This window comes from Lactobacillus sp. ESL0700 (assembly GCF_029392095.1).
Taxonomy (GTDB): Bacteria; Bacillota; Bacilli; order Lactobacillales; family Lactobacillaceae; genus Lactobacillus.
Genome location: NZ_CP113930.1, coordinates 586,846 through 610,836, shown reverse-complemented (window position 1 = coordinate 610,836; position 23,991 = coordinate 586,846). Strand labels below are relative to the sequence as shown.

The following is a 23,991-nucleotide window of genomic DNA, read 5'->3' as shown; positions in this document are numbered from 1 at the left end:
TTTTACTTAATGACCACTGTTATTTTAACATATTTATTGGACTTACAAAAAATAAGTTTTTGAGTTTTAGCACTTGATTATTGAGAGTGCTAATTATATAATTTAGTAAACTTGAAATGAAAGGCGGTAAGTATAATTGCTTTGTCAAAACTGTCAAAAGCGGCCTGCTTCCATTCACCTTTATGCGAAGGTTAATGGTCAAAGCCGCGAAATTAATTTATGTGGACAATGTTATCAAGAACTTAAACAACAAGGAAATATTAATATGAATAATGACAACAACGGTTTCTTCGGAGACTTTGATGACTTATTTAATAGCATGAACGGTAATAGCGCTGCATTTAACAACGCTAATCAAGGCCAACCGCAAAGAGCTAACGGCGGCAATAATGGTGGTCGTTCATTACTTGACCAATATGGCACTGACTTAACGGCATTAGCTAAAAAGGGCAAAATTGACCCAGTGATTGGTCGGGATAAAGAAATTGCTCGGGTAATCGAGATTTTAAATAGAAGAACTAAAAATAATCCGGTCCTAATTGGGGAAGCCGGCGTTGGTAAAACAGCAGTTGTGGAAGGTCTAGCCCAACAAATCGTCGACGGCTCGGTGCCTGCTAAATTACAAGACAAGCGAATTATTTCACTAAACGTCGTTTCACTTGTTCAAGGAACCGGTATTCGTGGTCAATTTGAGCAGCGGATGCAGCAACTGATTAAAGAATTGCAACAACATGACGATATTATTTTGTTCATCGATGAAATTCACGAAATTGTTGGTGCTGGGAACGCAGAAGGCGGAATGGACGCTGGTAATATTATTAAGCCTGCCCTTGCCCGCGGCGATCTGCAATTAGTCGGCGCAACCACGTTAAAAGAATACCGCGAAATCGAAAAGGATTCAGCTTTAGCCCGCCGTTTCCAACCTGTTGACGTCAAGGAACCGTCAGTTGCGGAAACCATTCGCATTTTGCAAGGTATCCAAAAGCGCTACGAGGATTACCACCACGTTCACTACACCGACGATGCAATTAAATCGGCAGCTGAACTTTCAGAACGCTATATTCAAGATCGCTTCTTGCCTGACAAGGCCATCGACCTGCTCGACGAGGCTGGTTCAAGAATGAACCTGACTATTCCCTACGTTGATAAGGACAAGATTAAGGAAAGAATTGCTGCTGCTCAACAATTGAAGCAAGAATCACTGAAAAATGAGGACTATGAAAAGGCCGCATATTACCGCGACCAAATCGAAAAGTATAATAAGGTAAAAGATCAAAAGATTGATCCTGACAAGTCCCCGATTATTACCAGCAAGATCATGAACAAGATTGTTGAAGAAAAGACTGGTATTCCTGTTGGCGACTTGCAAAAGCAAGAGGAAAACCAGTTGCAAAACTTGGCACCAACTTTAAAGGCCCATGTTATTGGACAAGACCAAGCTGTTGATAAGGTTGCTCGCGCAATCCGCCGCAACCGGATTGGCTTTAACAAGTCTGGTCGCCCAATTGGTTCCTTCCTCTTTGTTGGTCCAACTGGGGTCGGTAAGACGGAGCTAGCTAAGCAATTAGCTAAGCAAATGTTCGGTTCAGAAAATGCCATGATTCGCTTTGATATGTCGGAATTTATGGAATCCTATTCTGTTTCCAAATTAATCGGCTCTGCTCCTGGTTATGTCGGTTACGAAGAAGCTGGTCAATTAACCGAACAAGTGCGTCGTCACCCTTACAGCCTGATTTTACTTGATGAAATCGAAAAGGCTGATCCATCGGTAATGAACTTGTTCCTGCAAATCTTGGATGACGGTCGACTGACCGACTCACAAGGACGGACTGTTTCCTTTAAAGATACAATCATCATTATGACTTCCAATGCTGGTCAAGGAATTAAAAATACCAGCGTCGGGTTTGCAGCTGAAAACACCGATGAAGAAAAAGATTCGGCTAGAAGCTCCATGAGTCAATTCTTCAAGCCTGAATTTTTGAATCGGCTTGATGACGTCATTGAATTCAACGAGTTATCAAAGGACGACCTTGTTAAGATTGTTAACTTGATGCTTGATGAAACCAATAATATGGTCAAAAACCAAGGCTTGCAAATTACGGTAACTGATGAAGCCAAGAAGAAATTAGTCGAAGATGGCTACAATCCAGCAATGGGTGCACGGCCTCTGCGCAGAACTATTCAAGAAGAAATTGAAGATCGCGTGGCCGACTTCAAGCTTGATCATCCAGATGCCAAGAACTTGACTGCAAGTGTTGCTGACGGCCATATTGTGATTAATGAGCAAGTAGATCCTGCTCCAGCAACTACTTCAGATACTGAACTTTAATTAAAATATATTAAAAGCATGATTATTCAAAATTATAATAATCATGCTTTTATTTAGAGAAAAAATAACAAAATAGCGTTATACTAGAGTTGACAAAACTACTACAAGAAACGGGTGAAATCCATGCATTTAATAGATGTAACCAATAGTTATCGGGATTTAGTACACAGTCAGCTTAACTCAACTGATGTTAACTATGTCAAAGTTTACTCTTTGGGTAATACTTCTGTTGTTTATACCGAAAGCGACAAGGCAATCGGAATTGCTATCGAAAATCACGATCGCCGCGTGCGCAAGGATGAAGTTGAGTTCATTATCAAACGCTTGATTAAAGAACGTGACCCTTCATACTTGGTAACCTTTGATAAAAATCAACGCGTGGTCGAAATTCACGTTGATAAGTAAGATAACCGTTGCTAGTTTTAGGCACTTTAAGGTAATTCTTAAGGTGCTTTTTTATTTGTTTAAAATTATCGGAAAAATTTAATTAACAATCATCATAAATAATGCTAATATTATTTTAATTTTAAAATAAATTTAAGTATGGGTAATGACAAATGAAAAAGAGAAAATTGGAAGATTTAAGTGATGGCAAATTATTTCATCTGATTAATCTTGACCGCAAGATTGGCAGAATTGTTGGTGTTATTTCGTCAATTTATATTTGCTTTTTAATCTGGACCGTCATGACAAATTTTGGCATTTTTGCCAAAGCTGTTTTCGTTACTTTTGTTGTTCTCGCTATTTACTTTTCAATCTGCACGATATTAGACATTAAGGACAAAATCAAGCGGCACAAGCAGGAAAAATTAGAGCGTAAGAAAAATGGCTGGCATTAATTGCCAACCGTTTTTTGCTTTTATAGTTTTTCAGTTAATTTAACATCAGGATACTTGTCTTTAAAGAAGCGTTCCGCAAATTGATTTTCAAACAAGAAGAGCGGTTGATCGTAACGGTCCTTAACAAGCAAGTTACGGCTGTTCGACATTGCCGGATCAAGTTGATCGGGATCAATCCAGCGAGCAACCCGGTGACCAATACTCGTCATTTCTACATCTGAGTTATATTCGTTCTTCATTCTGAACTTGAAGACCTCAAATTGCAGTTGACCAACGGCACCCAAAATATACTCATCAGTCTGGTAATTACGGTAAAGCTGGATGGCCCCTTCTTGAACCAACTGTGTCATCCCCTTGTGGAACGACTTTTGCTTCATCACATTTTTAGCAGTAACCCGCACAAACAATTCCGGCGTAAATTCTGGTAGCGCTGGATACACAACCTTACGTTTACCAGCGTAGATACTATCGCCAATTTGGAAATTACCAGTGTCATACAAGCCGACAATATCACCAGCAACGGCATCCGTAACTTGCACACGTTCGCTAGACATAAATTCGGTTGCATTATTTAAGCGGATTGGCTTATCAGTCCGAGCTAAAGTAACATCAAGTCCCTTTTTGAACTCACCACTGCCAACTCTGACGAAGGCAATTCGATCACGGTGATGTGGGTTCATATTAGCCTGAATTTTAAAGACAAAACCGGAAAACTCAGAATCATCGGGACTTATTTCTTCATCCCCGTTAACTACGTGACTCTCTGGAGCTGGCGCTAATTGCACAAAGCTCTTTAAGAAAGTTTCCACACCAAAATTAGTTAAAGCCGAGCCAAAGAATACTGGTGTCTGGTCGCCCTTGATAATTTTATCAAGGTCAAAGGTATTGCCCGCTTCCTTAATCAAATCAATTTCATCCAAAGTATCTTGAAATTGTGGATTCTGACTAAATGGTTCACTTGCCGGCAATTTACCATCTTTATCTAAAGGTAAAAAACGGTCCTCGCCATCCTTGCGGTACAATTCCACCTGATTATTAGCAATATCATACAGTCCCTGCAGCGTTTGTCCAGACCCAATCGGCCAGTTCATCGCAACGCCTTCAATTCCAAGTAAGTCCTCTAGCTCCGCAATTAAGTCTAGCGGCGGGCGGCCATCACGGTCCAACTTGTTCATAAAGGTAAAAATTGGAATACCACGCTGCTTAACAACCTTAAACAGCTTCTTGGTCTGCGGCTCAATACCCTTAGCCGAGTCAATTACCATGACAGCCGAGTCCACGGCCATTAAAGTCCGGTACGTATCTTCTGAGAAGTCTTGGTGTCCTGGAGTATCAAGGATGTTGATGCGCTTGCCCTGATATTCAAATTGCATCACGGAACTAGTAACCGAAATCCCACGTTGCTTTTCAATTTCCATCCAGTCACTGGTGGCATAATGCCCGGTCTTACGTGCCTTAACCGTTCCGGCACTACGAATTACCCCACCAAAAAGAAGCATTTGCTCCGTAATCGTCGTCTTCCCGGCATCGGGGTGCGAGATAATTGCAAATGTTCTTCTTCTTTTTACTTTATCTAAAAGTTCTTTACTCATTAATTACTCTCTTTTTCTTTTGCTTTTCATGTAACTGTATCAACTATTACACTACCCAATTAACAACTATTAATTTTATAAACAGCTGTCAATTTAATGTTCAAAAAGAAACTCTTTACTCATTAATTATCTTGCTCTTCTTTCTGTTGTTTTTCTTCTGGAATTGTTAATAACACCGTCATAAGTCGCGACCGCATCATTCTTCTAGTTGTCAATACCATGCCATTATCAAGCTTAACTGATAATTTTTCACCTTTTGCTGGAATAATTCCCAGCTTAGTAATCATAAAGCCGGCAATTGTATCGACATCTTCCATTTCAAGGTTAGTGCCAAACTGTTCGTTAAAGTCTACTAGCGGCATCTTACCATAAATAACGTATTTATTAGGACCAATTTGATTGAATAAGACCTCAGCATGATCGACTTCATCATCAATATTACCCACAATTTCTTCAATTAAGTCTTCAATTGTGGCAATGCCAACCACGCCGCCATATTCGTCCGTCAAAATAGCTAGTTGCTGCTGCGTCTGCTGCATTTCAACTAGTAATTCACTTAAATCGGTTGTTTCTGGTGCAAATAATGGCGGGTTCATCACATCTTCATAATCGATATTGTCAAAACCCTTTTCTCGCGCCTTCCGCAGCACCGTCCGAATATGGATGACACCGATAATTTTATCCTTATCCTGCTTATACACAGGAATGCGTGAATAAGGCTCACGCAAAATGTCGTCAAGATTATCCTGAAAGCTATCACAGCAATCCACCATATACGCGTCAATCCGCGGGACCATTACCTCGCGGACCATCCGCCCTTGAAAATCCAAAACATTATTTAGCATGGAACATTCCGTTTCACTAATTTGATTGTGCTCACGCAGCGTCGTAATTTCCGTGGCTAAATGTTCTTTAGTTTCTTCATCGCTTGCAGGGGAAAATTTATTTTTAATTCGCTTAAATAAATTCCCCTTGGCAGGGTCGCTAGTCATAATTTTTGCTCTCTTTCTTAAAACATTAACATAAATAATAACATTATATCATGTAAGCCCGCGATATGTTAGAATAGCACGTAAGAAACGAGGTTAATTTAATGAAAAAAAGTCACGTTCTACTTGTTTTTACGTTTTTATTGCTAATTCCCTATTTATGCAGTCTACTGATTATCGGTATTGGCTATGACGCTCTAGTGCTGCATTCGGCTGACTTATTCAGAACTACCATTGGCGCACTAGTTGGCGCCACAATCATGTTTGCCATCAAGGCAACAATTCAACGGCCCGTTGACCTATTGGCAATCTCTGTTGATGACGGCTTCTTTAAACAATTACTACGCTTCTTCAGTATCAGACGGCGCTATCTTCTCTTGTTTGCCAACATGGTGCTGGACTTTATCCTTTGCTTTGCGGCAACGTTTTTAGTCCGCAATTGCCTCACACTCGACCAGATTGTTGGTAAATCCGTTGGCATCGTCTTTTTGGTTATGTTACTGTCAACTTGTCTTGGGGCATATGTCGAATACGACAACTTATCAATCGACCCCAAACAACATTAATTATTTACTGTCTTCAAGATACAGGTCTTGGGACAGTTTTTTTGTATCTAAATCTAAACTTTGCAAGATATATGGTGTCAAACTATCGCCCATGTTTTCATATACCTGAATCCCTGCGTCAGTTACCTTGCCAATTAATTCGGGTAAAACAAAGTTAAGTGGCTGATTGAAGAAGGCAAGACTTTGCTCTGGTAATTCAACTCGAGCTACCTGAGTTTGCGGTAAGACAAACTTCATTAAGCCAGCTGGTACCTCAATTTCTTTGGGTGCAATAACACCATACCAATACATGAAGTTTTCTGGGCCAAACACCACTAAGCTGCTCCGCTTACTTGTTAAATGATTGCTTTTTAAAAATTTCTGGAAAGCAGCATCATTTTCCATTTCTAAATTGCAACCAGAAAAGGACTTCTCCTGATCCATCATCGCATCTGGGAAAGGTCTACCGACAAAAGTTAATTCTTCTTGTGCTTGTTTCATTATAATCCTCCTAATATTCAGCTAATTCATCCAGCGGAATAATCTCACCAGCTAAAAACGCGTCGATTTCGTTACTGGCAAAGCCATGAGTAAACAGATAATTGCGGATTTTGCGTTCGCGCTCGCTTTCTGGCAGCCGGCGAAAACGTTTATAGGCTTTGACACCCTGCTTTTTAAGCGCCTCAACTTGGGCATCAGTGTCTGGTTTCATGTCAGCTTCTGCAACGACCAAACTGACAATGCCGCTAGAAAAGCCGTGACTCAACAACTTTGAGTTCATTTTTCGGTTTAGTTCACGCTCGGAAACCTTGCCAACCTGACTTTTTAGGGATTTTAATACGCGCAATCCCGTGTCCAGCCAGTCCTCATCTGCCACTTCTGCCAATTCTTCTTGAATAATCGCCGGATCAATTCCCTTCTGGGTCAACTTACGCGTTAACGTCAATGGCCCATCAGTGCCGCTGCGCAGGCTCTGCTTAATTGATAAAGTAACGTATTTACGATCATCCAAAAAGCCCATCGCACTTAACTGGCTCACCGCATTCTGTGCGGCCTCGTCCTCGATGCCATGCTTTTGTAAATACTGCAAGACCTCATAAACCGTCCGTGCTTGGTAACTGAGATAATTTGAAGCCAGCGCCGTTGCTTTACTGCTCACATCAAACTTTTTAACTGCTGCTAATTCGTCTGGGGTTAACTCCTGACCCTTTAATAACATAAATTCGGCAACTGTTTGTTCACTAGCTGAAAAGGCGTACTGCCCATCGAGAAAAATGTTATAGCGTCCCGGCCGCTTTTGACTGCTGACTTTCGTAATGATTGGCATTTTGGCCTCACCTTTCTAACTCTTTACCTTACCTTTATATGCTAGCAAATTTTCGTGTTTCTTGCTAAAAACTTTTTCTGAGGAGTACAATAAATAATTAACAGTTAATTATTTATTGTAGAAAGAACATTATGCGCAAAAATTTTAAACAAAAACAAGCAAAAGAAAAAGACGTTATTATTACCATTAAACGCCTTGGAATTAACGGCGAGGGGATTGGCTACTACCGCAAGAAGATTATCTTTATTCCGGGTGCTTTACCGGGTGAAGTCGTGGTTGCCAAAATCATTAAGGACTTCCCTCATTATCTTCAAGGCGAACTTGTCCGCATTAAAGAGCAAAGTCCTGATCGCGTTGCCTTCCCTAAGGGCGTTAATCCGGCAATCGGTGGTCTGGAATTAGCTCATTTAGCTTATCCTAAGCAACTGGAATTTAAACGGGACAATGTGCTCGAGGCTTTAGAAAAATTCCATCCCCGTGGCTACCAAAAATATAAGGTTAAGCCGACCATTGCAGCACCAGACGAATGGCATTACCGCAACAAAGCACAATACCAAATTGAACAAGACCACGGCAAGACCAATTTAGGTTTATTTGCCCCTAACTCGCACCACCTTTATGACTTACCAGTCATGCCTACGCAAAGTAAGGTTACACAAAAGGTTGAACGGCAGATCAAGGCTTTGGTTGAAAAGATGCATGTGGCTGTGGCTAATCCTTACAGACATACGCCAGGCTTAAAGACCATTGTTGTTCGCGAAGCCGAGGCAACCAAAGAAATTCAGGTAACCTTAATTACTGTTGGTCACGAAATTAAAAATCTACTACCACTAAGTAAAGAAATTATGAACTTGCCTGACGTAGCTAGCGTTTATCAAAACGAAACCGACTGGCGCAACCCACAAGTTTGGGGTAATAAAACCGAAAAACTTGCTGGTAAAAACAAGATTATTGAAGAAATTTTAGGCAAAAAGTTCGCCCTTTCACCACGCGCCTTTTTCCAATTAAATCCGCAGCAAACGGCTAATTTGTACTCCGAGGCATTGAAGTTCTTAGACCTCAGAGAAGATGAAACTTTAATCGACGCATATAGCGGTGTTGGTACTCTAGGTATCCTAGCCGCTGACCGAGTAAAGCAAGTTATCGGGATTGAAACTATTCCTGAAGCCGTTGACGATGCCAAGCATAACGTTGAGCTCAACCATATTAAAAACGCCGACTATCTTCAAGGTAGCGTCGAAAAGGTTTTACCGCACTTGCAAGAAACTGGCGTCGCAATTGATGCCCTAATCGTTGATCCACCAAGAACTGGTTTGGCTAAGAGCTTAATTAAAACGCTGCTCAAGATTAAACCACAAACCTTTGTTTACATTTCCTGTAATCCATCAACGTTGGCTCAAGACCTAGTTTTACTAACCGAAGCCTACGATGTGCGTTTAATCGAGAATGTGGATATGTTACCACAAACGCCGCGATGCGAATGTATTGCCAAATTAACCTTACGTAAATAAAAAAAACAGTTGTCGCTAAGCGGCAACTGTTTTTGTTTGCGGATAAGGTATTATTCCTACTATTATTTCATTATTAGCAGAGCATTTTGACAATATACAATTTAAGAGATTAAATTTTGCTGATACACTATCCACCTAGTTATCATACCATTTATTGTAAACGCTTGCAAATACTAGCTATTATTTGACGTATTGCGCTAAAAACTTGCTGACATGAGCCTTATAGGCCTGAGGATGATCCTCATAAGAGTGAGCGTGCTTAGACTTTGGCGCAACCCAAAGCTCTTTAGGACCTTTAGTAGCACGATAATTACTGTAAACCATTTTAGTTGGCACAAAAGTATCGTTACCGCCATGAATAAACAACATTGGTCGGTGATTTTGCTGCAACTGGTTAATGCTTGACCCATCTTTAAGGAAATAACCAACTTTAACGCGATTAATCCCACTTAAAATTTCAACTAATGGGAACCTTGGAAACGCTGGCATGTTGTATAGCGCCTTAGCCTCATGCTCAATTTCGTCCTTAACACTGGTATAACCACAGTCTTCGACAAACGCCTTAACCTGCTTCGGCAGCTGCAAACCACTAACCATCATTGTCGTGGCACCACCCATGCTGACACCCAAGACAACGATTTGCTGATTTTGACCGTTCTTGGCAAGCACCCGATTAATCCACTTTTTGACATCAGCCTTTTCAACCCAGCCGTAGCCAATATATTTTCCTTGGCTCTTACCTTGAGCGCGCGGATCTGGTGTTAACGTATTGTAGCCTAACTCATGAAAAAGCGCATCGTACTTTCCCATATTTTCCTTGACATCCATGTAGCCGGGCAAAATAATGACCGTCTTACGCGAGTTTTTGCTAGGAATGTAATTTGCATCCAGGCGATACTTGTCATCGGCCGATTGCATGTACCATTTTTCTTTTTTAACCTGCTTGAACCACGTCTTTTGCTTATATAGCGGATCCGACTTCTTAATCACCTTACTTGAGGAAGATAAAAAGTTCTTGTGTCCTGGAACACAGGCAACTTTAAAGAAGTAAAAGCCCGCACCAGTGAATACCAGGCAAATTAATAAAACCACAGTAACTAATGAAAGCCATAATTTTTTGTGTTTTAATTGTTTCAAAGAGTTAAGCCAACTTTCTATCAAAAATACAATATCATTAGTATAACATTTTAATTTTGTATAGGTATAATAAAATGAGACTTACGGATTTACTCCAATTAACCAACGATTTAAACGCGCAAACAACCTTTTATTTAACAATTGAGCAAAAAGTGCTGCCGCTTGCTCGGCTTAAAATCACGGGAAGTGAATGCTTGCTTTATCCAGGGCAAACGCCAATGACTAAGGCCAAAATCTTCCACCTAGTTAAACACATGCATGGCCGCAGCATCCCCTTGTGGGTGCAAAGTGATGCTGAACGCTTGCCGCTTTATGGCGTCCAGATTTTACCAGAGACCAATTCAGTTAGATTAACTTAAAAAGCAGACTGTCAATTCAGCCTGCCTTTATTATTTTTGACGGTATTGGCGAATGCGGTTTTTCGTCCCCGCAAAATACCAGTAACCTGCCTCTTCGTCACTAGTTAATGTCGCTCCATCAACTGGATCACTCAGAGCCGTTGTAAAAATTTGTTCATATTCTGGAATCGTTAACTTTTGCCGCCGCTGCAGCAATTTTTTAGTTCCAGCAGGATTGAGCATTTTTTCATAATTTGCTACTGTTTTTCCTGAAAAGAACTCCCCCATGGCTCCAGAACCATATGAGAACAGACCGATCAGAGCATCAGCTGGTAAAATGCTATTTTCCAGCAAACTAAGCAAGCTTAAATAAAGCGACGCCGTGTAGATATTGCCCACTACTCGGCCATAACGTGCGGCCATCGTAAAATTAGTCGATAGCAGCTCACTTGTTGCTTCATCTTGGTCAGCAATTGCTAACCGATTAGCCTTCAAACCCATCTTGGTAAAGGGCAAATGATAGATCAGCGCCATAAAGTCACTTGGCTGCAGCTTTTTTAATTTTTGGTAATCAGTAAATGTTCTCTGAAAGAAATCCAAGTAAACCTGCGTGGAATACTTGCCATCAACTAGCGCCGTCGCCGAATTATTGGGCCGCCAAAAGTCGTTAATGTCTTGACTAAAGGCGCTGTGACCGTCATTTAAAGTCAAAATGCGCGGGTTAGCCTTAATTAACAAACTCACGCTGCCCGCACCCTGCGTCACTTCCCCAGAAGTGCCGATACCGTAACGAGCTAAGTCACTGCCGATGACAATCGCACTGTGGTGGGGATGCAGACGGACATAATCACGGGCAATCATCACACCAGCCGTCATGCCAAAGCACGCTTCTTTCACCTCAAAAGTCCGCACTTCGGGCGCTAAATTCAAGGCGCTTTTGACAAATAAAGAAGCTGACTTGGATTGATCCACACCGCTTTCGGTTCCAAAAATCAAAAGACCTACTTGCTCGCGATCAATTTGCGATAGATATTGTGTCGCATTAATTCCCATTGAAACGGCATCTTGTGTCTGATCGGCCACACTCATCTGACTTTGACCAATGCCGATCAAGTATTTATCAACATCTTCATTGCGCGCATGAGCCAAATCCACCATATCAACATATTTATTGGGTGTATAAAATCCTATCTGGTCAATTCCAACTTGCATTACTATCCCTTTTCTCTAACTTGTTGTAAAAATTTAACGGCTGCGGCCTGTGAATACTCGCAATTTTGCGTTAATAACTGCAAGACCTGCTCTTTTTCTTGAGCTGTCGCAGATAAATTCGCAACTAAATTACGCGCCTGTAGTTTCATGTGGCCCTTTTGGATGCCATCAGTTGAAATCGCCAATAAGGCTGCCAGATTATTAGCTAGACCAATTGCCGCAATCACATTAGCTAGTTCTGCCGTTGTAATCTTTTTTCCTAAAATACGATAATTCTGACGCACATCAGCGCGGGCTGTAATTGAACCGCCAACTGTCCCAATTGCTAACGGTAAAGTTAATTCCCCGCATAAATCATCGCCTTGCACGTGCCACTTGCTTAAGCTGGCGTATTGTCCCGATTGACTGGCTAGCACGCCACACGCGGCATCAACAGCACGCGAATCATTACCCGTTGCGATAAGCACGGCATGAACACCATTCATAATCCCCTTATTGTTAGTTACAGCGCGGTACACATCGGTTTGGCCAATTTTACTTAATAATGCAATCCTGTTAGCAACCGCCATTCCGCCAAGTGTAGCAACATTTAACTTAACTCGCGCAGTTGTTAATTGGCTAGGATAATTTGATAAAATCGCAAACAATTTTGCCTTAATTCCCGGCAGATTTGCCATTTTTTCAGCCAAAAATTCCAGAATTGAATTAACCTTATTGGCTCCCATTGCTTCGGCCGGGTCAACTAATACTTTTAGGTAGACCAATTCAGCTTCTTGGCGCATTTCAATCTGTTTTACTCCGCCACCATGCTTAACCAAGCTGGCAAATTCATGATTAGCTTGTTCAATTAGTTGGGGGAATAACGCCAGCAAGGCAGTTGGCTCAAAATCACTCGTACTTTGCAAAATAATTTGACCATCTAGCCCTTGCCGGTCACTTTGGGCAGTGACACCACCATTTTTACTAAAAATATTGGCGCCATGATTAGCGGCTGCCACAACCGAGGGTTCTTCCGTTGCCATCGGCACCCAATAACGCTGACCGTTAACCAGCAGATTTTGGACCAATCCCACCGGCAAGCGTAATTGCCCCACGACATTTTCACTCAATTGGTCAAGCTGATGTAACGTTGCTGGGTCAATTTCATCTAATTTTACCCCCTGCTTTGTGAGCAGAGCTCGCCGCTCTTCTGGCGTTAATTGATAAAACTTCATCTATTCCACCCTAATTAATTCGCACGCAATTGCTTGCCCGCCGCCAATACACAGCGTGACCAAGGCGCGATTGCCGTTAACGTGGTTAAGTGCATTAATCGCGGTTGCTACTAGCCTTGTGCCCGTGGCTGCTAAGGGGTGCCCTAACGCAATTGCCCCGCCAAAAATATTTAAGCGCGACTGCGGAATTGCTAAGTCACGAGTAAGAGCAACGCTTGGCGCCGCAAAAGCCTCATTAACTTCCACCACATCATAATCAGTAATCTTATGGGCTGTTTTTTGTAACAACTTTTGCACAGCATAATACGGCGCAAAACCCATATAAGCTGGGTCAATGCCCGACTCCGCAAATGCCCCAAGACGCGCTAGTGGCTTAAGTCCCAACTCCTTTACTTTTGCGGCAGTTGCCAAAAGTACCATACTTGCGCCATCACTGAGCGGCGAAGAATTCCCCGCCGTCACTTGTCCATCTGCAACAAACGCAGGAGACAGTTTAGCTAATGCGGCCATATTGGTATCGGGCCGAATATTTTCATCTTGGCTAATTTGGCGACCATTAATGCTAATTGGAATCATTTCGGAAGCAAAATAACCTTCTTTAACAGCTCGCGCGGCTTTTTGATGCGACTGCAAGCTGTAACTGTCCATTTCTTGGCGTGAAACATGATACTTTTCAGCGACATTTTCCGCCGTTAGCCCCATCAGTTGTCCAGAAAAAGCATCGGTTAAGCCGTCGGTCATCATGATACTATTTTCTGCCGGCTGATTGCGAGCAGCATTGTAATAAACCGCGTTAGTCATGCTTTCACTACCGCCAACAGCAACGAAGTCAAAATCGCCGAGCTCCATTTGGCCTTGAGCTAAGCGCAACGCCTTCAGACTTGACCCGCAGACCTCATTAATAGTTACGCTGCTGCTGGTTGTCTTCATGCCAGCATTAATCGCCACTTGCCGTGCCATGTTTTGCCCCAAACCGCTTCCTAAGACGTTACCCATAAATAAGGCATCAAGTTCGCTAACTTCAACGCCGATACTGCGCAAGGTTTCCGTAAGAACCAGCTGACCCAAGTCAACTGCGTTTTGGTCAGCCCATTGCCCGCGATAACGGCCAAATGGTGTCCTTTTAGCAGCAACAACAAAAATGTCTTTCATTAATAAATTCTCCTACTACCAGATTCACTTCCAAATCTTAGCGGATTTTGGCATGTTTACCTAGGAGTTTGGATGAGGTTAAGAAAAAGTTTAAAGTCGTTTTCATAAAGTTGAAAAATAAAAGCATTTTAAACAAAATGTCTAAAATGCTTTAAAGTCATATTTCTTATTTCTTTTTCTTATCTTGAGTCTCTAACTTATGACCCAAATTAATAATATACTTGCGCAAATCATCTTTAATTTCAGGATGATTAAGGCCATATTCAATGGAAGTTTCAAGATAACTTTCCTTATTGCCAACATCGTGGCGTTCACCCGTAAACACATGAGCAAAAACACGCTGGGTCTTATTCATTGTGTCAATGGCATCAGTCAGTTGAATTTCGCCGCCACGTCCCGGTTTTTGGTTAGCCAAGATATCAAAAATTTCTGGCGTCAACAAGTAGCGACCAATAATGGCGTAGTCACTGGGTGCCTTATCAACATCAGGCTTTTCCACAAAGGACTTAACGTTAATTAACCCCGGCACAATTTCATTATCTGGTTCAATGACACCATACTTGGAAACTTCCTTGTGCGGCACTGGCATGACAGCAATTGTTGACGCGTGAGTCTTGTTATAACGGTTGATTAGCTGCTGCGTTAGCGGCACTTTGTCCAGCATCAAGTCGTCACCTAGCATGACAACAAACGGCTCATCCCCAACAAAGCTGCGTCCGCGGGCAATAGCATCACCTAAACCTAAGGGATGTGGCTGCCTAGTATAGTAAATATTAATCCCTAGTTGCGTAATTTCCCGCGACATCTGCAATAAATTGGTCTTTCCTGTTTCTTGCAGATTTTGCTCGAGTTCGGGATTAGAATCAAAGTGATCTTCAATCGACCGTTTATTTTTACCGGTAACAATTAAAATATCTTCAATTCCCGAGCTTTTAGCTTCCTCAACAATAAACTGAATCGTTGGCTTATCAACAATTGGCAGCATTTCCTTGGGCATTGCTTTGGTCACGGGCATAAACCGCGTCCCTAACCCCGCTGCCGGAATAATGGCTTTCCTTACTTTCATATTTTTACACTTTCTCTTATCCATACTTTAAAATCCAATATACCAGATTTTGCACAATTGCGCCAACTTTATTGGTGGCGTTTTCTTTGAATATACTCTGCTAAATGACCAACAGAATATTGTACTTTACCAACACGAAGTGAAACAATCGCCGCATTAACACAGGTACCAAATAATAACAAGATAGAAGAGATGTTAAGCCATAACATGAAAATAATAAAAGTACCAATGATGCCATAATTTTCCCAGCTGATGTGAAAATGATGGAGGTAAAAACTAAACAAATAAGATAGCAACAGCCAGCCAATTAAGGTCGTAAAGACACCAGGCCAAATTACCCGCTTTTTCAGCTTAACATTAGGCAAAACGTAGTTTAAATAAAATAACGCGCCAAGCAAAATAATGCCAACAACTGGATAACGGTAACTGAAGATTTTTTCAATTTCACCAACTGAAAAAGAAAAAATTGGCCGTAAAAATTCCAACACTTGCTGTCCAAAAATCAGAGTTAAACTTAGCAAAGTAAAAATAACAATCATTAAGTTAGTTAATAAAATAGTAATTGACCGCGTCCACACCGTTATCTGCCACTTCTGCTTTAATTCTGTCATGCGCACGCCATAAATGCGATTCATCCCGATGCGAATCGCGTTAACTAATGACGAAACCGACCACAAGGCCAAAATAATACCAAACGAAATATAGCCGGTCGACTTACGCTTTAACAGTGAGTTAATAATCGGCATAATAAACTTGGCGATCCGATCCGGAAAAATCAGGTCAAGATAACTGGCAATTGGCGTCGTATCAATATGAAACAGTGGCAAAATGTTTCCGATAATAATAATTAATGGAAAAATCGAAAACAAAACATAATAAGCAATGACAATCGCGCTAGTTAACACTTCGCCTTGCGAGAATTTGAGCGATAGCGTCTTATAAAATAAGGCAACACGATTTGGTGCTGCCTCTTTACTTTTATTCATGCAACCTTAATCATCCATTTCGTCAAAATGCGGCAAGTATTTTTCGTAACCGTCATAAGGCTTTTGTAAAGTTAGAATCTTAGGACCATCTTTGGTAATGGCAAAAGTATGTTCAAACTGTGCTGACTTGGAGCCATCTGGTGTAGCGTAATAAACCCAATCATCATTAGGATCACTGACAGACTTTTGCTCAATACGCCAGTCGCCGCCAGCTTCAACCATTGGCTCAACCGTAATTGTCATCCCTTCGCGTAAGCGCAAACCATGACCAGCCTTGCCCCAATGAGGTACTTCTGGATCTTCATGGATACTTGGTTGGATACCATGACCAACTAACTCCTTAACATCGCCATAGCCGTGTTCATCTTCGACAAAATGTTGGATTACTGCCCCAATGTCACCAATCCGATTGCCCAAAACTGCTTGGTCAATTCCCAGATACATTGCCTTCTTGGTTGTTTCCATCAAATCACGATCTGCATCTGAAATTTTGCCAACTGGATATGTAGTACATGAATCAGTCTCAAAGCCATTGAGGTTGCAAGTAACATCGACTTTAACAAGGTCACCCTCATTTAAAACCGTATCTTTACGCGGTGTTGCGTGAGCAATCTGATCATTTACCGAAATACAAGTGCCGTACTTGTAACCCTCAAACCCTTGCTCAGATAAGCGACCGCCACGGCTCTTAACAAATTCTTGACAAAATTCTTCAATATCCCAAGTCGTAATTCCCGGCTTAATCACATCACGCAAGCCTTCAAACATTGATGCCAGTAACCGGCCTGAAGCCTGCATCCCTTTAAGTTCCCGAACGGATTTAATTGTAATCAAAACTAAACTCTCCTCTTAAAAATTATCTTTGCTTACATTATAGCGTTTTTTAAAAGTTTACTAAAGAATTTCATCAATCTGCCTAAATTATGTATAATAATATGATGAACTAAATAGGAAAGGTATGAACAGCATGAAGGCAAGGATTGTCTACGCTAGTATGACTGGCAATGATGCAGATATGGCAGAGATTTTAGAAGAAGATCTGCAAGATTATGATTTTGATGTAGAGACTAGCGAGGCCGAGTTCACGGACGCTAGCGACTACTTGGCAAGTGACTTGTGCATTTTTGTGACCTACACTTATGGTGAGGGCAAGATGACTGACGATGTTGCCGACTTTTACGAACAACTAAAAGAGCTAGATTTAAGCGGCAAATATTTTGCAGTAATGGGCAGCGGTGACAAGACCTACAACGACCATTTTTGTGAGAATGTTTTTGACTTTGAAAAAATGTTCAAACAAGTTGGTGCTGAAGAAGTTGTCGCACCAGTAACGATTGAAAATGCACCGGACGATGATGCAATCGCTGCAATCGATAAAGCTGCAGAGGAAATGGCTGATCGGTTAAATGGCTAATAGGATTAATCCATGGCGTCATCCCATTAAGTTTGTTAAACGCCACCGCAATCTATTTGTTTACATGGTTTTTGGGTTTATTGCCGCATTAATTAATACAGTTGTCTTTATGGTCCTGCACAAATGGTGGCGCGGAGCAGTTTTCTTTTCTAACATTATTGCGTTTGTAATTTCTAATCTAGCTTCCTACTTCTTTAACCAGAAGGCCGTCTTTATTAATAATGTTGACCAGGATCATTCAACTTGGCACAAGCTAATCGTCTTTTTTACCTATCGAATTATTAGCTTGATTCCTGACCAAATGATTATGTCCGTTGGTATTTCATGGTTGCACCTCAATGCTTTACCAGTTAAAATTATTGATCAAGTATTAGTCGGGATTTTCAATTACCTAACTACACGATCGGTTTTCCAAGCACAGGAAACAACGATGATTGAGAGAGCTAAACAGCGAATGCAAAAGCATAAAAATAATAAATAAAAGTCAAAAATTCTGAAGTGAATTTTTGACTTTTTTGTTTTTAAAATTTTTTATTTATCCGCTTATTATGTCGTTTTATACTTTTTTGAATTGTGTACTCTTCTTCTGTAATTGGATCTACTTCTTTTACTGTTATATTTGTACTTGGTTTTGAATTTGCTTTTTCTTTCCAGCAACTGATACCCGCAATCACTAGCAAAATTGCTCCTAAAATTAAAGCAAAAACCAATAAAATACCTAAATATTGCATGACCAATATAAAAATTAAGAATAAAAATATAAATGCAAAAATCATAAGATGGTATTTTACTCCCTTTCTTCTTTTGTAATTAACTGCTTTTATTAGCTTAGTGTTTCATATATTTACCATTTATGTTTGTCGTGCTTTTCCAAACTGTCTAAAATTTCATATGCTTGTCTTAGAGCTCGATCATCTGGATCTTCATTACTTGATCTTCTCTTTATCCAAGTAACTAATGCACACACCACTAAAATAATACCAAGAATTAAAGCAAAAATTCCCATAAGCCTTAAATATCCTATGATAAAGCTCGCTAACAGAATAAAAATCATTACCATACAAATAAAAAAATACATTTTACTTACTTTTCCCTTTTCTTTAGCTATGGTTAATCCTTGTGAATTTTCAATACTTGACTAATTTTAATAATATAAATATATCACATAATAGAGAATAAATTTTCTTATATTTGGGCATAAATAGAACTTTATGTCAGATTTCTTCTTAAACAAAAAAATAAAGCTGACAGAGTGCTTTACTCTATCAGCTATTTTTAGTTAAATTTAAGCCCTATTCAAAATCTGCCGGCCTAGTCGTCTTTGATTTATCAAAATAATAAGCAATATCATCCATTATTCGCTCAGCGGCGTGGCCATCACCGTACGGATTTTTTGCATTCGCCATTTTTTGATAAGCAGCCTTATCTTCAAGCAGGTCAAGCATTGCTTTGCGTACTGCATCAACTTCGGTTCCAACCAGCTTTAATGTTCCTGCTTTAACACCTTCAGGCCGCTCAGTTGTATCTCTCAGAACTAACACTGGTTTATTAAGCGACGGGGCTTCTTCCTGCACCCCACCAGAATCTGTCATAATGAAATAACTGCGTTTGGCTAAATTATGAAAGTCAACTACATCTAATGGCGCAATCAGATGAATTCGTGGGTCATTACCCAAAATTTCACGGGCAACTTGCTGAACACGTGGCGATAAATGGACAGGATAGATAATCTCAACATCCTCATGACTATCAACTACCTGCTTCATCACCTTAAATACGCGGCGCATTGGTTCACCCTGATTTTCACGGCGATGCATCGTTACCAAAATAATTTTGTGACCTGGTTCAATCAAGTCAAGAACATCATGATGATAGTCTTTTTGAACCGTTTGCTTAAGTGCATCAATTGCGGTATTTCCCGTGACAAAAATATTGTCAGCTTGGTGATTTTCTTTTAACAAATTAGCTTTACTTAATTTAGTTGGGGCAAAGTATAGGTCTGCCAAGTCATCGGTCATTTGCCGGTTCATTTCTTCAGGATATGGCGAATACTTGTTCCACGTGCGCAAGCCAGCCTCGACGTGCCCAATTGTGCTCTGCTCATAGAAGCTGGCTAAGCTAGCCGCAAAGCTGGTCGTCGTATCACCGTGCACCAAGACAATATCCGGCTTTTCCTTCTTAATTACTTTAGCTAAGTCAATCATTACCTTAGCCGTAATTTCTTCAAGCGTCTGATTCTGCTTCATTATGTTAAAGTCGTAATCCGGTTGAATTTTGAAAATTTCCAAAACCTGATCAAGCATTTCACGGTGCTGCGCGCTAACCACCGTCACCTCGTCAAACCGCTCATCAGCCTTTAATCCGAGCACAAGTGGCGCCATTTTAATTGCCTCAGGTCTAGTGCCAAAAACCGTCATTACCTTAATTCTAGTCATAAAAGCCTCCATCTTGATATAATCATACCCGATTTAATAGGCCAAAAACAAGCTTGTATGGTTTAATTAAGACAGAATTTAGAAAAGGTCGTTTATATGAATCACAGTTTTGCTTTATTATTAATTGCTGGGCTTTTTATAGTTTTTGCCAGCTTCAGTCTTGTTTATAGCTTGGATAAGCGGCAAGGTCACAAAACTAGACAAATTTTACTAATATTTGGTATTAGTTGCTTGGTAATCGCTGCTGTCTTAGCAGGATTAATTATTAAAAATCCGTTGGTTTGAAAAGTTTCAGGTTACTTGCTTTTAAGTCTCTTGCATATCAAGTTCAGTTATTTCATTTGAAAACCAGCCATATAATTAAAATATATAAAGCTATTAATAAAAGTAGTACAATAATTTCAGATTTAACTATTGTTTTTATTGATTTTATCTATTTGATAATGTATTTAAAATACTAATAATGAAAAGAGCTTTGAAAAACATGGCAAGAAAAAAGCATAATAGTAAACATTCTCAATCTTGGCATAAGTATTTTGGGATTGGGCTGATTATTTTAATCTCTTTATTTTGTTTAACTACTACATCAATTAGTATTTTTGAAAAAATTTCATTATTATTCTGTCTAGCTTTTTATCTTTTAGGATATTATCTAGCACATAGGCATAGCAAAAGCAAACTTCCCCAAAAACAAGTTAAAAGCCAAATATCTAAAAAACAATCAGAAAACACAAAAATTATAGCAACTGTAAAATACCCACTACTTGTACCAACAGCACAATGTGCACTATGTGGTAAAAATCTTTACCACTGTCAACTTCGGCTAAAATTTAAAAATCTATCATATATTTGTGAAGACTGCATGCTTAAGCACAATTTTCCATTGACTAGTAGATCTATTAATTGGGCTGCAAAACACACAACTGATGATTTTAAGAGATACATTAATAATGGACAAAGTTTTACTAATATTGCATTCAAAAAATCGCCTAAATACTGGTATGAGCGCTTTTGGGTTTGGTTACTCATTTTATTAGCTTTAATACTTTACTTACTTGGAACATCAGAAACTTTCTCTATAAAAATCTTTGTATCTTTTTGTTCAATATTTGGTGTTAGTAAACTTTTTATATCGGATAAAAAAGTTAATGAAGAAATTGAAAAAAAGAATAATTCAAGCTGTGCACTCTGTGGTCAAGATCTTTCTCAAGAAACTCGCTTTCTAAAGTTTAAAAATTCTACTTATATTTGTAAAAATTGTATGCTTAAGTATAAGTTTTCTCCTATTAGTAAATCTCGAGCTTGGGCTGCTTCTCATACCATCGAAGACTTGAAAAAATATCTTGACAATAATCAAGATTTCTCTGATATTATTTTAACTACTGATAACAAGCCAGTAGCACCTAAATTTCGTAATGAACAGCTTCATAAGCCTTGGTACAAGCGTCTCGAAATATGGCTATTTATTATAACGGCCTTTACAGTATACTTGACAGCTTCATCTATAAACATTTTCATCAGAATCATTGTGGCACTATTGGCAGCCTTCTTTGTTTGTGGCGCTCGTATTTCTAGTAAAACTGATTATGACATTTTAACTGAAAAAATTGATAAACAATGTGGACTTTGTAGTCAAGACCTTTATTACAGTGACAAATTTGTAAAATTAAAAGATTCTTCTTATATTTGTCAAGATTGTATGGCTAATTATAAATATGAATCAGTTAAAAATGTTAGCGATTGGATAGCCTCCCATACAATTGATGATTTAAAAGAATACATTGACAAAGGTCAAGATTTTACAGATATTTCTTTAGAAATACAAATACAAAAAGACGAAAAAGATGAATACATAAAAGCTTTCAAAAACAAATCCATTCGATATTCTCATTACTACTTTAATATTGATGCAAGAAAAATTTATATTGCCAAAACACTTTTATTTCCCGACAGATTAGTAGATGCGAGTGAAATTGTTTCATATCACATTAATGAGAAAAAACATATTGAAACTGAAAAATATTTTGTTACGCAATATTTTATTAACAACGTTCCAATGGGGGTAACCAAATATGAAACAAAAAAATATTTGGATCATCTTGGCTTAGTTATTACTTTAACTGACAACAGCGAATTTGAAATTAAATTTTTGATTGTCAAAAGTGAGATACCCTGTGCTCGTGTTAATAGCGCATATTCTCAATTAGAACATGTAACTTCTATTCTCGATACTTGGCAAGATCATGAAATAGACAAGAAACAAATTAATGACATTATGAAAGAACTAGTAAACTATAAAGCATTATTAGAAGCTGACATTATCACCAAAGAAGATTTTGACGCTAAAAAGAAACAATTATTAAACCTTTAACTAAGAATAAGACCTAATTGTTAATTCAACTAGGTCTTTCAATTCAAGATGTTGTAACACTTAAATATTTTATAATGATTGAGATTATTAATGCTTTTTAGTTAATTAAGATTTTGAGATTATCTTTGTAATTAGATGTAATATAATTGCCAAAACAATTGCTATGACGGCAGACGTATAATATTTCTTTTCTTTTTTAGTCATGTTATTTACCGAGATGTCAGTTAGATGCTATCTACACTGTTGTATCGTTCCACTTTCCATTTTTCATTACTCTAATTACTTTAATATTTTTATTACTCCCGCAATTATTACAATTACTAATCCTGCTACAACAAATTTTCTAGGTCTTAAATCAATTGTTGTATTGATAATGATATTACCTTGTTTATTTTGATAATGATATTTGTGTATTTTCATTTGCTTGTTTTCCTCATCATACTTGGACTCCTCACATATTATCAAGGAATCATTATCAGCTAAAATAAAAAATTCTTTTATTAATTAATCATTATACACGTTTATTGTATATAATGATTAGGAAAGGATGATAGATATGAAGAAATTAGTTTATCCTGTTATTATTACTGAAGTAAATGATGAAGACGGTCATTATTTTGTTGCAAGTTCTCCAAATATACAAGGTATGGTTACTCAAGGTGACACTTGGGAAGAAGTAGTATATTGGGCAGAGGATGCCATTGCTACCATGATTGAGGGCGAAGAATATCCTAAACCACAAGACCCGAAAAATTGGAAATTGGAACCTAATGATAAAGTAGTATATATCACTGTTGACATGGAAAAGTGGTTACAAGGAAAGTAATCTAAATTTAGAAACAGTACTTGAGTATTTTGCTAAAAGTACTATTACGATGGTGGTATCAATTAATATTAAAAAATACAGACGACAAATATCTGAAGCTCCCGAAAAGAAGCAATTATTAAGTCTATAAAACACAAAAAATTCCTTCGCGCATAAACACGAAGGACTTAATAGCTACCTAAAGTAATCGACTTTAGAATTTAAAAAGGCTGCGGTCAATAACCACAGCCTTTTCACTTTAATTTATAAGACTTTACCGCCATATTTCAATGACCCCGGTGAGATTTATATATGCTATTTTATGTAATTACATGCCTTAAAAACGTTGATATAACAGTAAACTGCTATTTCATATTATTGAGTAATTTTAACTTTTTAGTCCAAAATTTAGTCCATTGAAATACCACTCGCTAATCCGAGTGGCATTTATCTTTTTAAGACAGCTTCAGTAACTGATCAGATTACTTACTAGACTAAGTTAATAGCTGCTGTCGGCCACAAACGTGGCAATTACTTGATTAGCTAAATTATAACACGTTTGATTCTTTTTCGAAAATTGTTGTCAACACTGCTATATCAATAATATCTCTTTTGAATCTCTTTCGATTTATGTACGAAAAAAGGCCGCTCCAGAGAAATTAATCTCCAGAGCGGTCTTTTCGTATTGGTCCCCGTAGAGATACCAACGCTCGCTATTCAATTATACGT

The 23,991-nt window shown here is 39.0% G+C and carries 26 protein-coding genes; 11 read left to right on the top strand and 15 right to left on the bottom strand.

The annotated features are described in order from the left end of the window. The first annotated feature begins 136 nt into the window (after positions 1-136). The 3 genes from OZX63_RS03205 (at position 137) to OZX63_RS03195 (ending at position 3,168) form a co-directional block, all read left to right on the top strand. The gene (locus OZX63_RS03205; protein WP_277144538.1) at positions 137-2,329 is read left to right on the top strand and encodes an ATP-dependent Clp protease ATP-binding subunit; all 2,193 of its coding nucleotides are present in this window, start codon (positions 137-139) and stop codon (positions 2,327-2,329) included. Between the two features lie 123 nt (positions 2,330-2,452). Then, positions 2,453-2,734 (top strand): DUF1827 family protein, encoded by a 282-nt coding sequence (locus OZX63_RS03200; protein ID WP_277144536.1) that lies wholly within the window; start codon positions 2,453-2,455, stop codon positions 2,732-2,734. A gap of 152 nt (positions 2,735-2,886) precedes the next feature. After that, entirely contained in the window at positions 2,887-3,168 is a 282-nt protein-coding gene (locus OZX63_RS03195) for a hypothetical protein (protein WP_277144534.1), read from the top strand. 20 nt (positions 3,169-3,188) lie between these two features. On the opposite strand, the gene OZX63_RS03190 is transcribed toward OZX63_RS03195, so the two are convergent. Then, positions 3,189-4,760, bottom strand: coding sequence for a peptide chain release factor 3 (locus tag OZX63_RS03190; RefSeq protein WP_277144532.1), 1,572 nt, complete (start codon positions 4,758-4,760; stop codon positions 3,189-3,191). A gap of 122 nt (positions 4,761-4,882) precedes the next feature. Then, positions 4,883-5,752, bottom strand: a complete 870-nt coding sequence (locus tag OZX63_RS03185; RefSeq protein WP_277144531.1) for a hemolysin family protein — start codon at positions 5,750-5,752, stop codon at positions 4,883-4,885. Between the two features lie 101 nt (positions 5,753-5,853). Here OZX63_RS03185 and OZX63_RS03180 point away from each other — a divergent pair, with 101 nt between their 5' ends. Further along, positions 5,854-6,315 (top strand): hypothetical protein, encoded by a 462-nt coding sequence (locus tag OZX63_RS03180; RefSeq protein ID WP_277144529.1) that lies wholly within the window; start codon positions 5,854-5,856, stop codon positions 6,313-6,315. Here the strand turns inward: OZX63_RS03180 and OZX63_RS03175 are convergent, their stop codons facing one another. Next, entirely contained in the window at positions 6,316-6,795 is a 480-nt protein-coding gene (locus OZX63_RS03175) for a hypothetical protein (protein WP_277144527.1), read from the bottom strand. 10 nt (positions 6,796-6,805) lie between these two features. After that, positions 6,806-7,621 (bottom strand): recombination regulator RecX, encoded by an 816-nt coding sequence (recX, locus tag OZX63_RS03170; protein WP_277144526.1) that lies wholly within the window; start codon positions 7,619-7,621, stop codon positions 6,806-6,808. Positions 7,622-7,752: 131 nt separating this feature from the next. On the opposite strand from recX, the gene rlmD reads away from it, so the two are divergent. Further along, the gene (gene rlmD / locus OZX63_RS03165) at positions 7,753-9,132 is read left to right on the top strand and encodes a 23S rRNA (uracil(1939)-C(5))-methyltransferase RlmD (protein WP_277144524.1); all 1,380 of its coding nucleotides are present in this window, start codon (positions 7,753-7,755) and stop codon (positions 9,130-9,132) included. A 180-nt stretch (positions 9,133-9,312) separates the two neighbouring features. Here the strand turns inward: rlmD and OZX63_RS03160 are convergent, their stop codons facing one another. After that, positions 9,313-10,224: an alpha/beta hydrolase gene (locus tag OZX63_RS03160; protein ID WP_277163682.1), complete on the bottom strand. Its 912-nt coding sequence runs from the start codon at positions 10,222-10,224 to the stop codon at positions 9,313-9,315. A 119-nt stretch (positions 10,225-10,343) separates the two neighbouring features. Between OZX63_RS03160 and OZX63_RS03155 the strand changes: the two genes are divergently transcribed. Beyond that, complete coding sequence (locus tag OZX63_RS03155; RefSeq protein ID WP_277144522.1) at positions 10,344-10,628, top strand: hypothetical protein; 285 nt, start codon at positions 10,344-10,346, stop codon at positions 10,626-10,628. A gap of 30 nt (positions 10,629-10,658) precedes the next feature. Here OZX63_RS03155 and OZX63_RS03150 read toward each other — a convergent pair whose 3' ends face one another. The 6 genes from OZX63_RS03150 to map form a co-directional block, all read right to left on the bottom strand. Further along, entirely contained in the window at positions 10,659-11,819 is a 1,161-nt protein-coding gene (locus OZX63_RS03150) for a hydroxymethylglutaryl-CoA synthase (protein ID WP_277144520.1), read from the bottom strand. Positions 11,820-11,821: 2 nt separating this feature from the next. Next, the gene (locus OZX63_RS03145) at positions 11,822-13,033 is read right to left on the bottom strand and encodes a hydroxymethylglutaryl-CoA reductase, degradative (RefSeq protein ID WP_277144518.1); all 1,212 of its coding nucleotides are present in this window, start codon (positions 13,031-13,033) and stop codon (positions 11,822-11,824) included. Beyond that, positions 13,034-14,185 carry a thiolase family protein gene (locus tag OZX63_RS03140; protein ID WP_277144516.1) on the bottom strand — a complete coding sequence of 384 codons (1,152 nt, stop codon included), beginning with the start codon at positions 14,183-14,185 and terminating at the stop codon, positions 13,034-13,036. Between the two features lie 166 nt (positions 14,186-14,351). Beyond that, positions 14,352-15,251, bottom strand: a complete 900-nt coding sequence (galU, locus tag OZX63_RS03135) for a UTP--glucose-1-phosphate uridylyltransferase GalU (RefSeq protein ID WP_277144514.1) — start codon at positions 15,249-15,251, stop codon at positions 14,352-14,354. A gap of 68 nt (positions 15,252-15,319) precedes the next feature. Then, complete coding sequence (locus OZX63_RS03130; RefSeq protein WP_277144513.1) at positions 15,320-16,237, bottom strand: YihY/virulence factor BrkB family protein; 918 nt, start codon at positions 16,235-16,237, stop codon at positions 15,320-15,322. 6 nt (positions 16,238-16,243) lie between these two features. Continuing rightward, positions 16,244-17,071: a type I methionyl aminopeptidase gene (gene map, locus OZX63_RS03125; RefSeq protein WP_277144511.1), complete on the bottom strand. Its 828-nt coding sequence runs from the start codon at positions 17,069-17,071 to the stop codon at positions 16,244-16,246. Positions 17,072-17,204: 133 nt separating this feature from the next. On the opposite strand from map, the gene OZX63_RS03120 reads away from it, so the two are divergent. Both OZX63_RS03120 and OZX63_RS03115 read left to right on the top strand, forming a co-directional pair. Next, a complete protein-coding gene (locus OZX63_RS03120; protein WP_277134370.1) occupies positions 17,205-17,651 on the top strand; it encodes a flavodoxin domain-containing protein in 447 nt (148 codons plus the stop codon). Further along, on the top strand, positions 17,644-18,132 hold the full coding sequence (locus tag OZX63_RS03115; RefSeq protein WP_277144509.1) for a GtrA family protein: 489 nt from the start codon (positions 17,644-17,646) through the stop codon (positions 18,130-18,132). Before OZX63_RS03120 ends, OZX63_RS03115 begins: the two co-directional genes overlap by 8 nt. 40 nt (positions 18,133-18,172) lie before the next feature. Here the strand turns inward: OZX63_RS03115 and OZX63_RS03110 are convergent, their stop codons facing one another. From OZX63_RS03110 to wecB, 3 genes are all read right to left on the bottom strand, one after another. After that, the gene (locus tag OZX63_RS03110) at positions 18,173-18,427 is read right to left on the bottom strand and encodes a hypothetical protein (protein WP_277144507.1); all 255 of its coding nucleotides are present in this window, start codon (positions 18,425-18,427) and stop codon (positions 18,173-18,175) included. Positions 18,428-18,495: 68 nt separating this feature from the next. Beyond that, positions 18,496-18,711: a hypothetical protein gene (locus OZX63_RS03105; RefSeq protein ID WP_277163677.1), complete on the bottom strand. Its 216-nt coding sequence runs from the start codon at positions 18,709-18,711 to the stop codon at positions 18,496-18,498. A gap of 232 nt (positions 18,712-18,943) precedes the next feature. Beyond that, positions 18,944-20,086: a UDP-N-acetylglucosamine 2-epimerase (non-hydrolyzing) gene (wecB, locus tag OZX63_RS03100; RefSeq protein ID WP_277144503.1), complete on the bottom strand. Its 1,143-nt coding sequence runs from the start codon at positions 20,084-20,086 to the stop codon at positions 18,944-18,946. Between the two features lie 96 nt (positions 20,087-20,182). On the opposite strand from wecB, the gene OZX63_RS03095 reads away from it, so the two are divergent. Both OZX63_RS03095 and OZX63_RS03090 read left to right on the top strand, forming a co-directional pair. Continuing rightward, entirely contained in the window at positions 20,183-20,371 is a 189-nt protein-coding gene (locus tag OZX63_RS03095; RefSeq protein ID WP_277144501.1) for a hypothetical protein, read from the top strand. A gap of 199 nt (positions 20,372-20,570) precedes the next feature. Further along, positions 20,571-22,457, top strand: coding sequence for an SHOCT domain-containing protein (locus OZX63_RS03090; RefSeq protein ID WP_277144498.1), 1,887 nt, complete (start codon positions 20,571-20,573; stop codon positions 22,455-22,457). Between the two features lie 279 nt (positions 22,458-22,736). Here OZX63_RS03090 and OZX63_RS03085 read toward each other — a convergent pair whose 3' ends face one another. After that, entirely contained in the window at positions 22,737-22,877 is a 141-nt protein-coding gene (locus OZX63_RS03085) for a hypothetical protein (RefSeq protein WP_277144496.1), read from the bottom strand. 136 nt (positions 22,878-23,013) lie between these two features. On the opposite strand from OZX63_RS03085, the gene OZX63_RS03080 reads away from it, so the two are divergent. Then, the gene (locus OZX63_RS03080) at positions 23,014-23,283 is read left to right on the top strand and encodes a type II toxin-antitoxin system HicB family antitoxin (protein WP_277144494.1); all 270 of its coding nucleotides are present in this window, start codon (positions 23,014-23,016) and stop codon (positions 23,281-23,283) included. Positions 23,284-23,991: the final 708 nt, after the last annotated feature.

Bases quoted from the DNA above. Each gene is read 5' to 3' on its own strand.
- OZX63_RS03200 (WP_277144536.1), top strand. From the start codon at position 2,453: ATGCATTTAATAGATGTAACCAATAGTTATCGGGATTTAGTACACAGT.
- OZX63_RS03195 (WP_277144534.1), top strand. From the start codon at position 2,887: ATGAAAAAGAGAAAATTGGAAGATTTAAGTGATGGCAAATTATTTCAT.
- OZX63_RS03190 (WP_277144532.1), bottom strand. From the start codon at position 4,760: ATGAGTAAAGAACTTTTAGATAAAGTAAAAAGAAGAAGAACATTTGCA.
- OZX63_RS03185 (WP_277144531.1), bottom strand. From the start codon at position 5,752: ATGACTAGCGACCCTGCCAAGGGGAATTTATTTAAGCGAATTAAAAAT.
- OZX63_RS03180 (WP_277144529.1), top strand. From the start codon at position 5,854: ATGAAAAAAAGTCACGTTCTACTTGTTTTTACGTTTTTATTGCTAATT.
- OZX63_RS03175 (WP_277144527.1), bottom strand. From the start codon at position 6,795: ATGAAACAAGCACAAGAAGAATTAACTTTTGTCGGTAGACCTTTCCCA.
- recX (WP_277144526.1), bottom strand. From the start codon at position 7,621: ATGCCAATCATTACGAAAGTCAGCAGTCAAAAGCGGCCGGGACGCTAT.
- rlmD (WP_277144524.1), top strand. From the start codon at position 7,753: ATGCGCAAAAATTTTAAACAAAAACAAGCAAAAGAAAAAGACGTTATT.
- OZX63_RS03155 (WP_277144522.1), top strand. From the start codon at position 10,344: ATGAGACTTACGGATTTACTCCAATTAACCAACGATTTAAACGCGCAA.
- OZX63_RS03150 (WP_277144520.1), bottom strand. From the start codon at position 11,819: ATGCAAGTTGGAATTGACCAGATAGGATTTTATACACCCAATAAATAT.
- OZX63_RS03145 (WP_277144518.1), bottom strand. From the start codon at position 13,033: ATGAAGTTTTATCAATTAACGCCAGAAGAGCGGCGAGCTCTGCTCACA.
- OZX63_RS03140 (WP_277144516.1), bottom strand. From the start codon at position 14,185: ATGAAAGACATTTTTGTTGTTGCTGCTAAAAGGACACCATTTGGCCGT.
- galU (WP_277144514.1), bottom strand. From the start codon at position 15,251: ATGAAAGTAAGGAAAGCCATTATTCCGGCAGCGGGGTTAGGGACGCGG.
- OZX63_RS03130 (WP_277144513.1), bottom strand. From the start codon at position 16,237: ATGAATAAAAGTAAAGAGGCAGCACCAAATCGTGTTGCCTTATTTTAT.
- OZX63_RS03120 (WP_277134370.1), top strand. From the start codon at position 17,205: ATGAAGGCAAGGATTGTCTACGCTAGTATGACTGGCAATGATGCAGAT.
- OZX63_RS03115 (WP_277144509.1), top strand. From the start codon at position 17,644: ATGGCTAATAGGATTAATCCATGGCGTCATCCCATTAAGTTTGTTAAA.
- OZX63_RS03110 (WP_277144507.1), bottom strand. From the start codon at position 18,427: ATGATTTTTGCATTTATATTTTTATTCTTAATTTTTATATTGGTCATG.
- OZX63_RS03105 (WP_277163677.1), bottom strand. From the start codon at position 18,711: ATGGTAATGATTTTTATTCTGTTAGCGAGCTTTATCATAGGATATTTA.
- wecB (WP_277144503.1), bottom strand. From the start codon at position 20,086: ATGACTAGAATTAAGGTAATGACGGTTTTTGGCACTAGACCTGAGGCA.
- OZX63_RS03095 (WP_277144501.1), top strand. From the start codon at position 20,183: ATGAATCACAGTTTTGCTTTATTATTAATTGCTGGGCTTTTTATAGTT.
- OZX63_RS03090 (WP_277144498.1), top strand. From the start codon at position 20,571: ATGGCAAGAAAAAAGCATAATAGTAAACATTCTCAATCTTGGCATAAG.
- OZX63_RS03085 (WP_277144496.1), bottom strand. From the start codon at position 22,877: ATGAAAATACACAAATATCATTATCAAAATAAACAAGGTAATATCATT.
- OZX63_RS03080 (WP_277144494.1), top strand. From the start codon at position 23,014: ATGAAGAAATTAGTTTATCCTGTTATTATTACTGAAGTAAATGATGAA.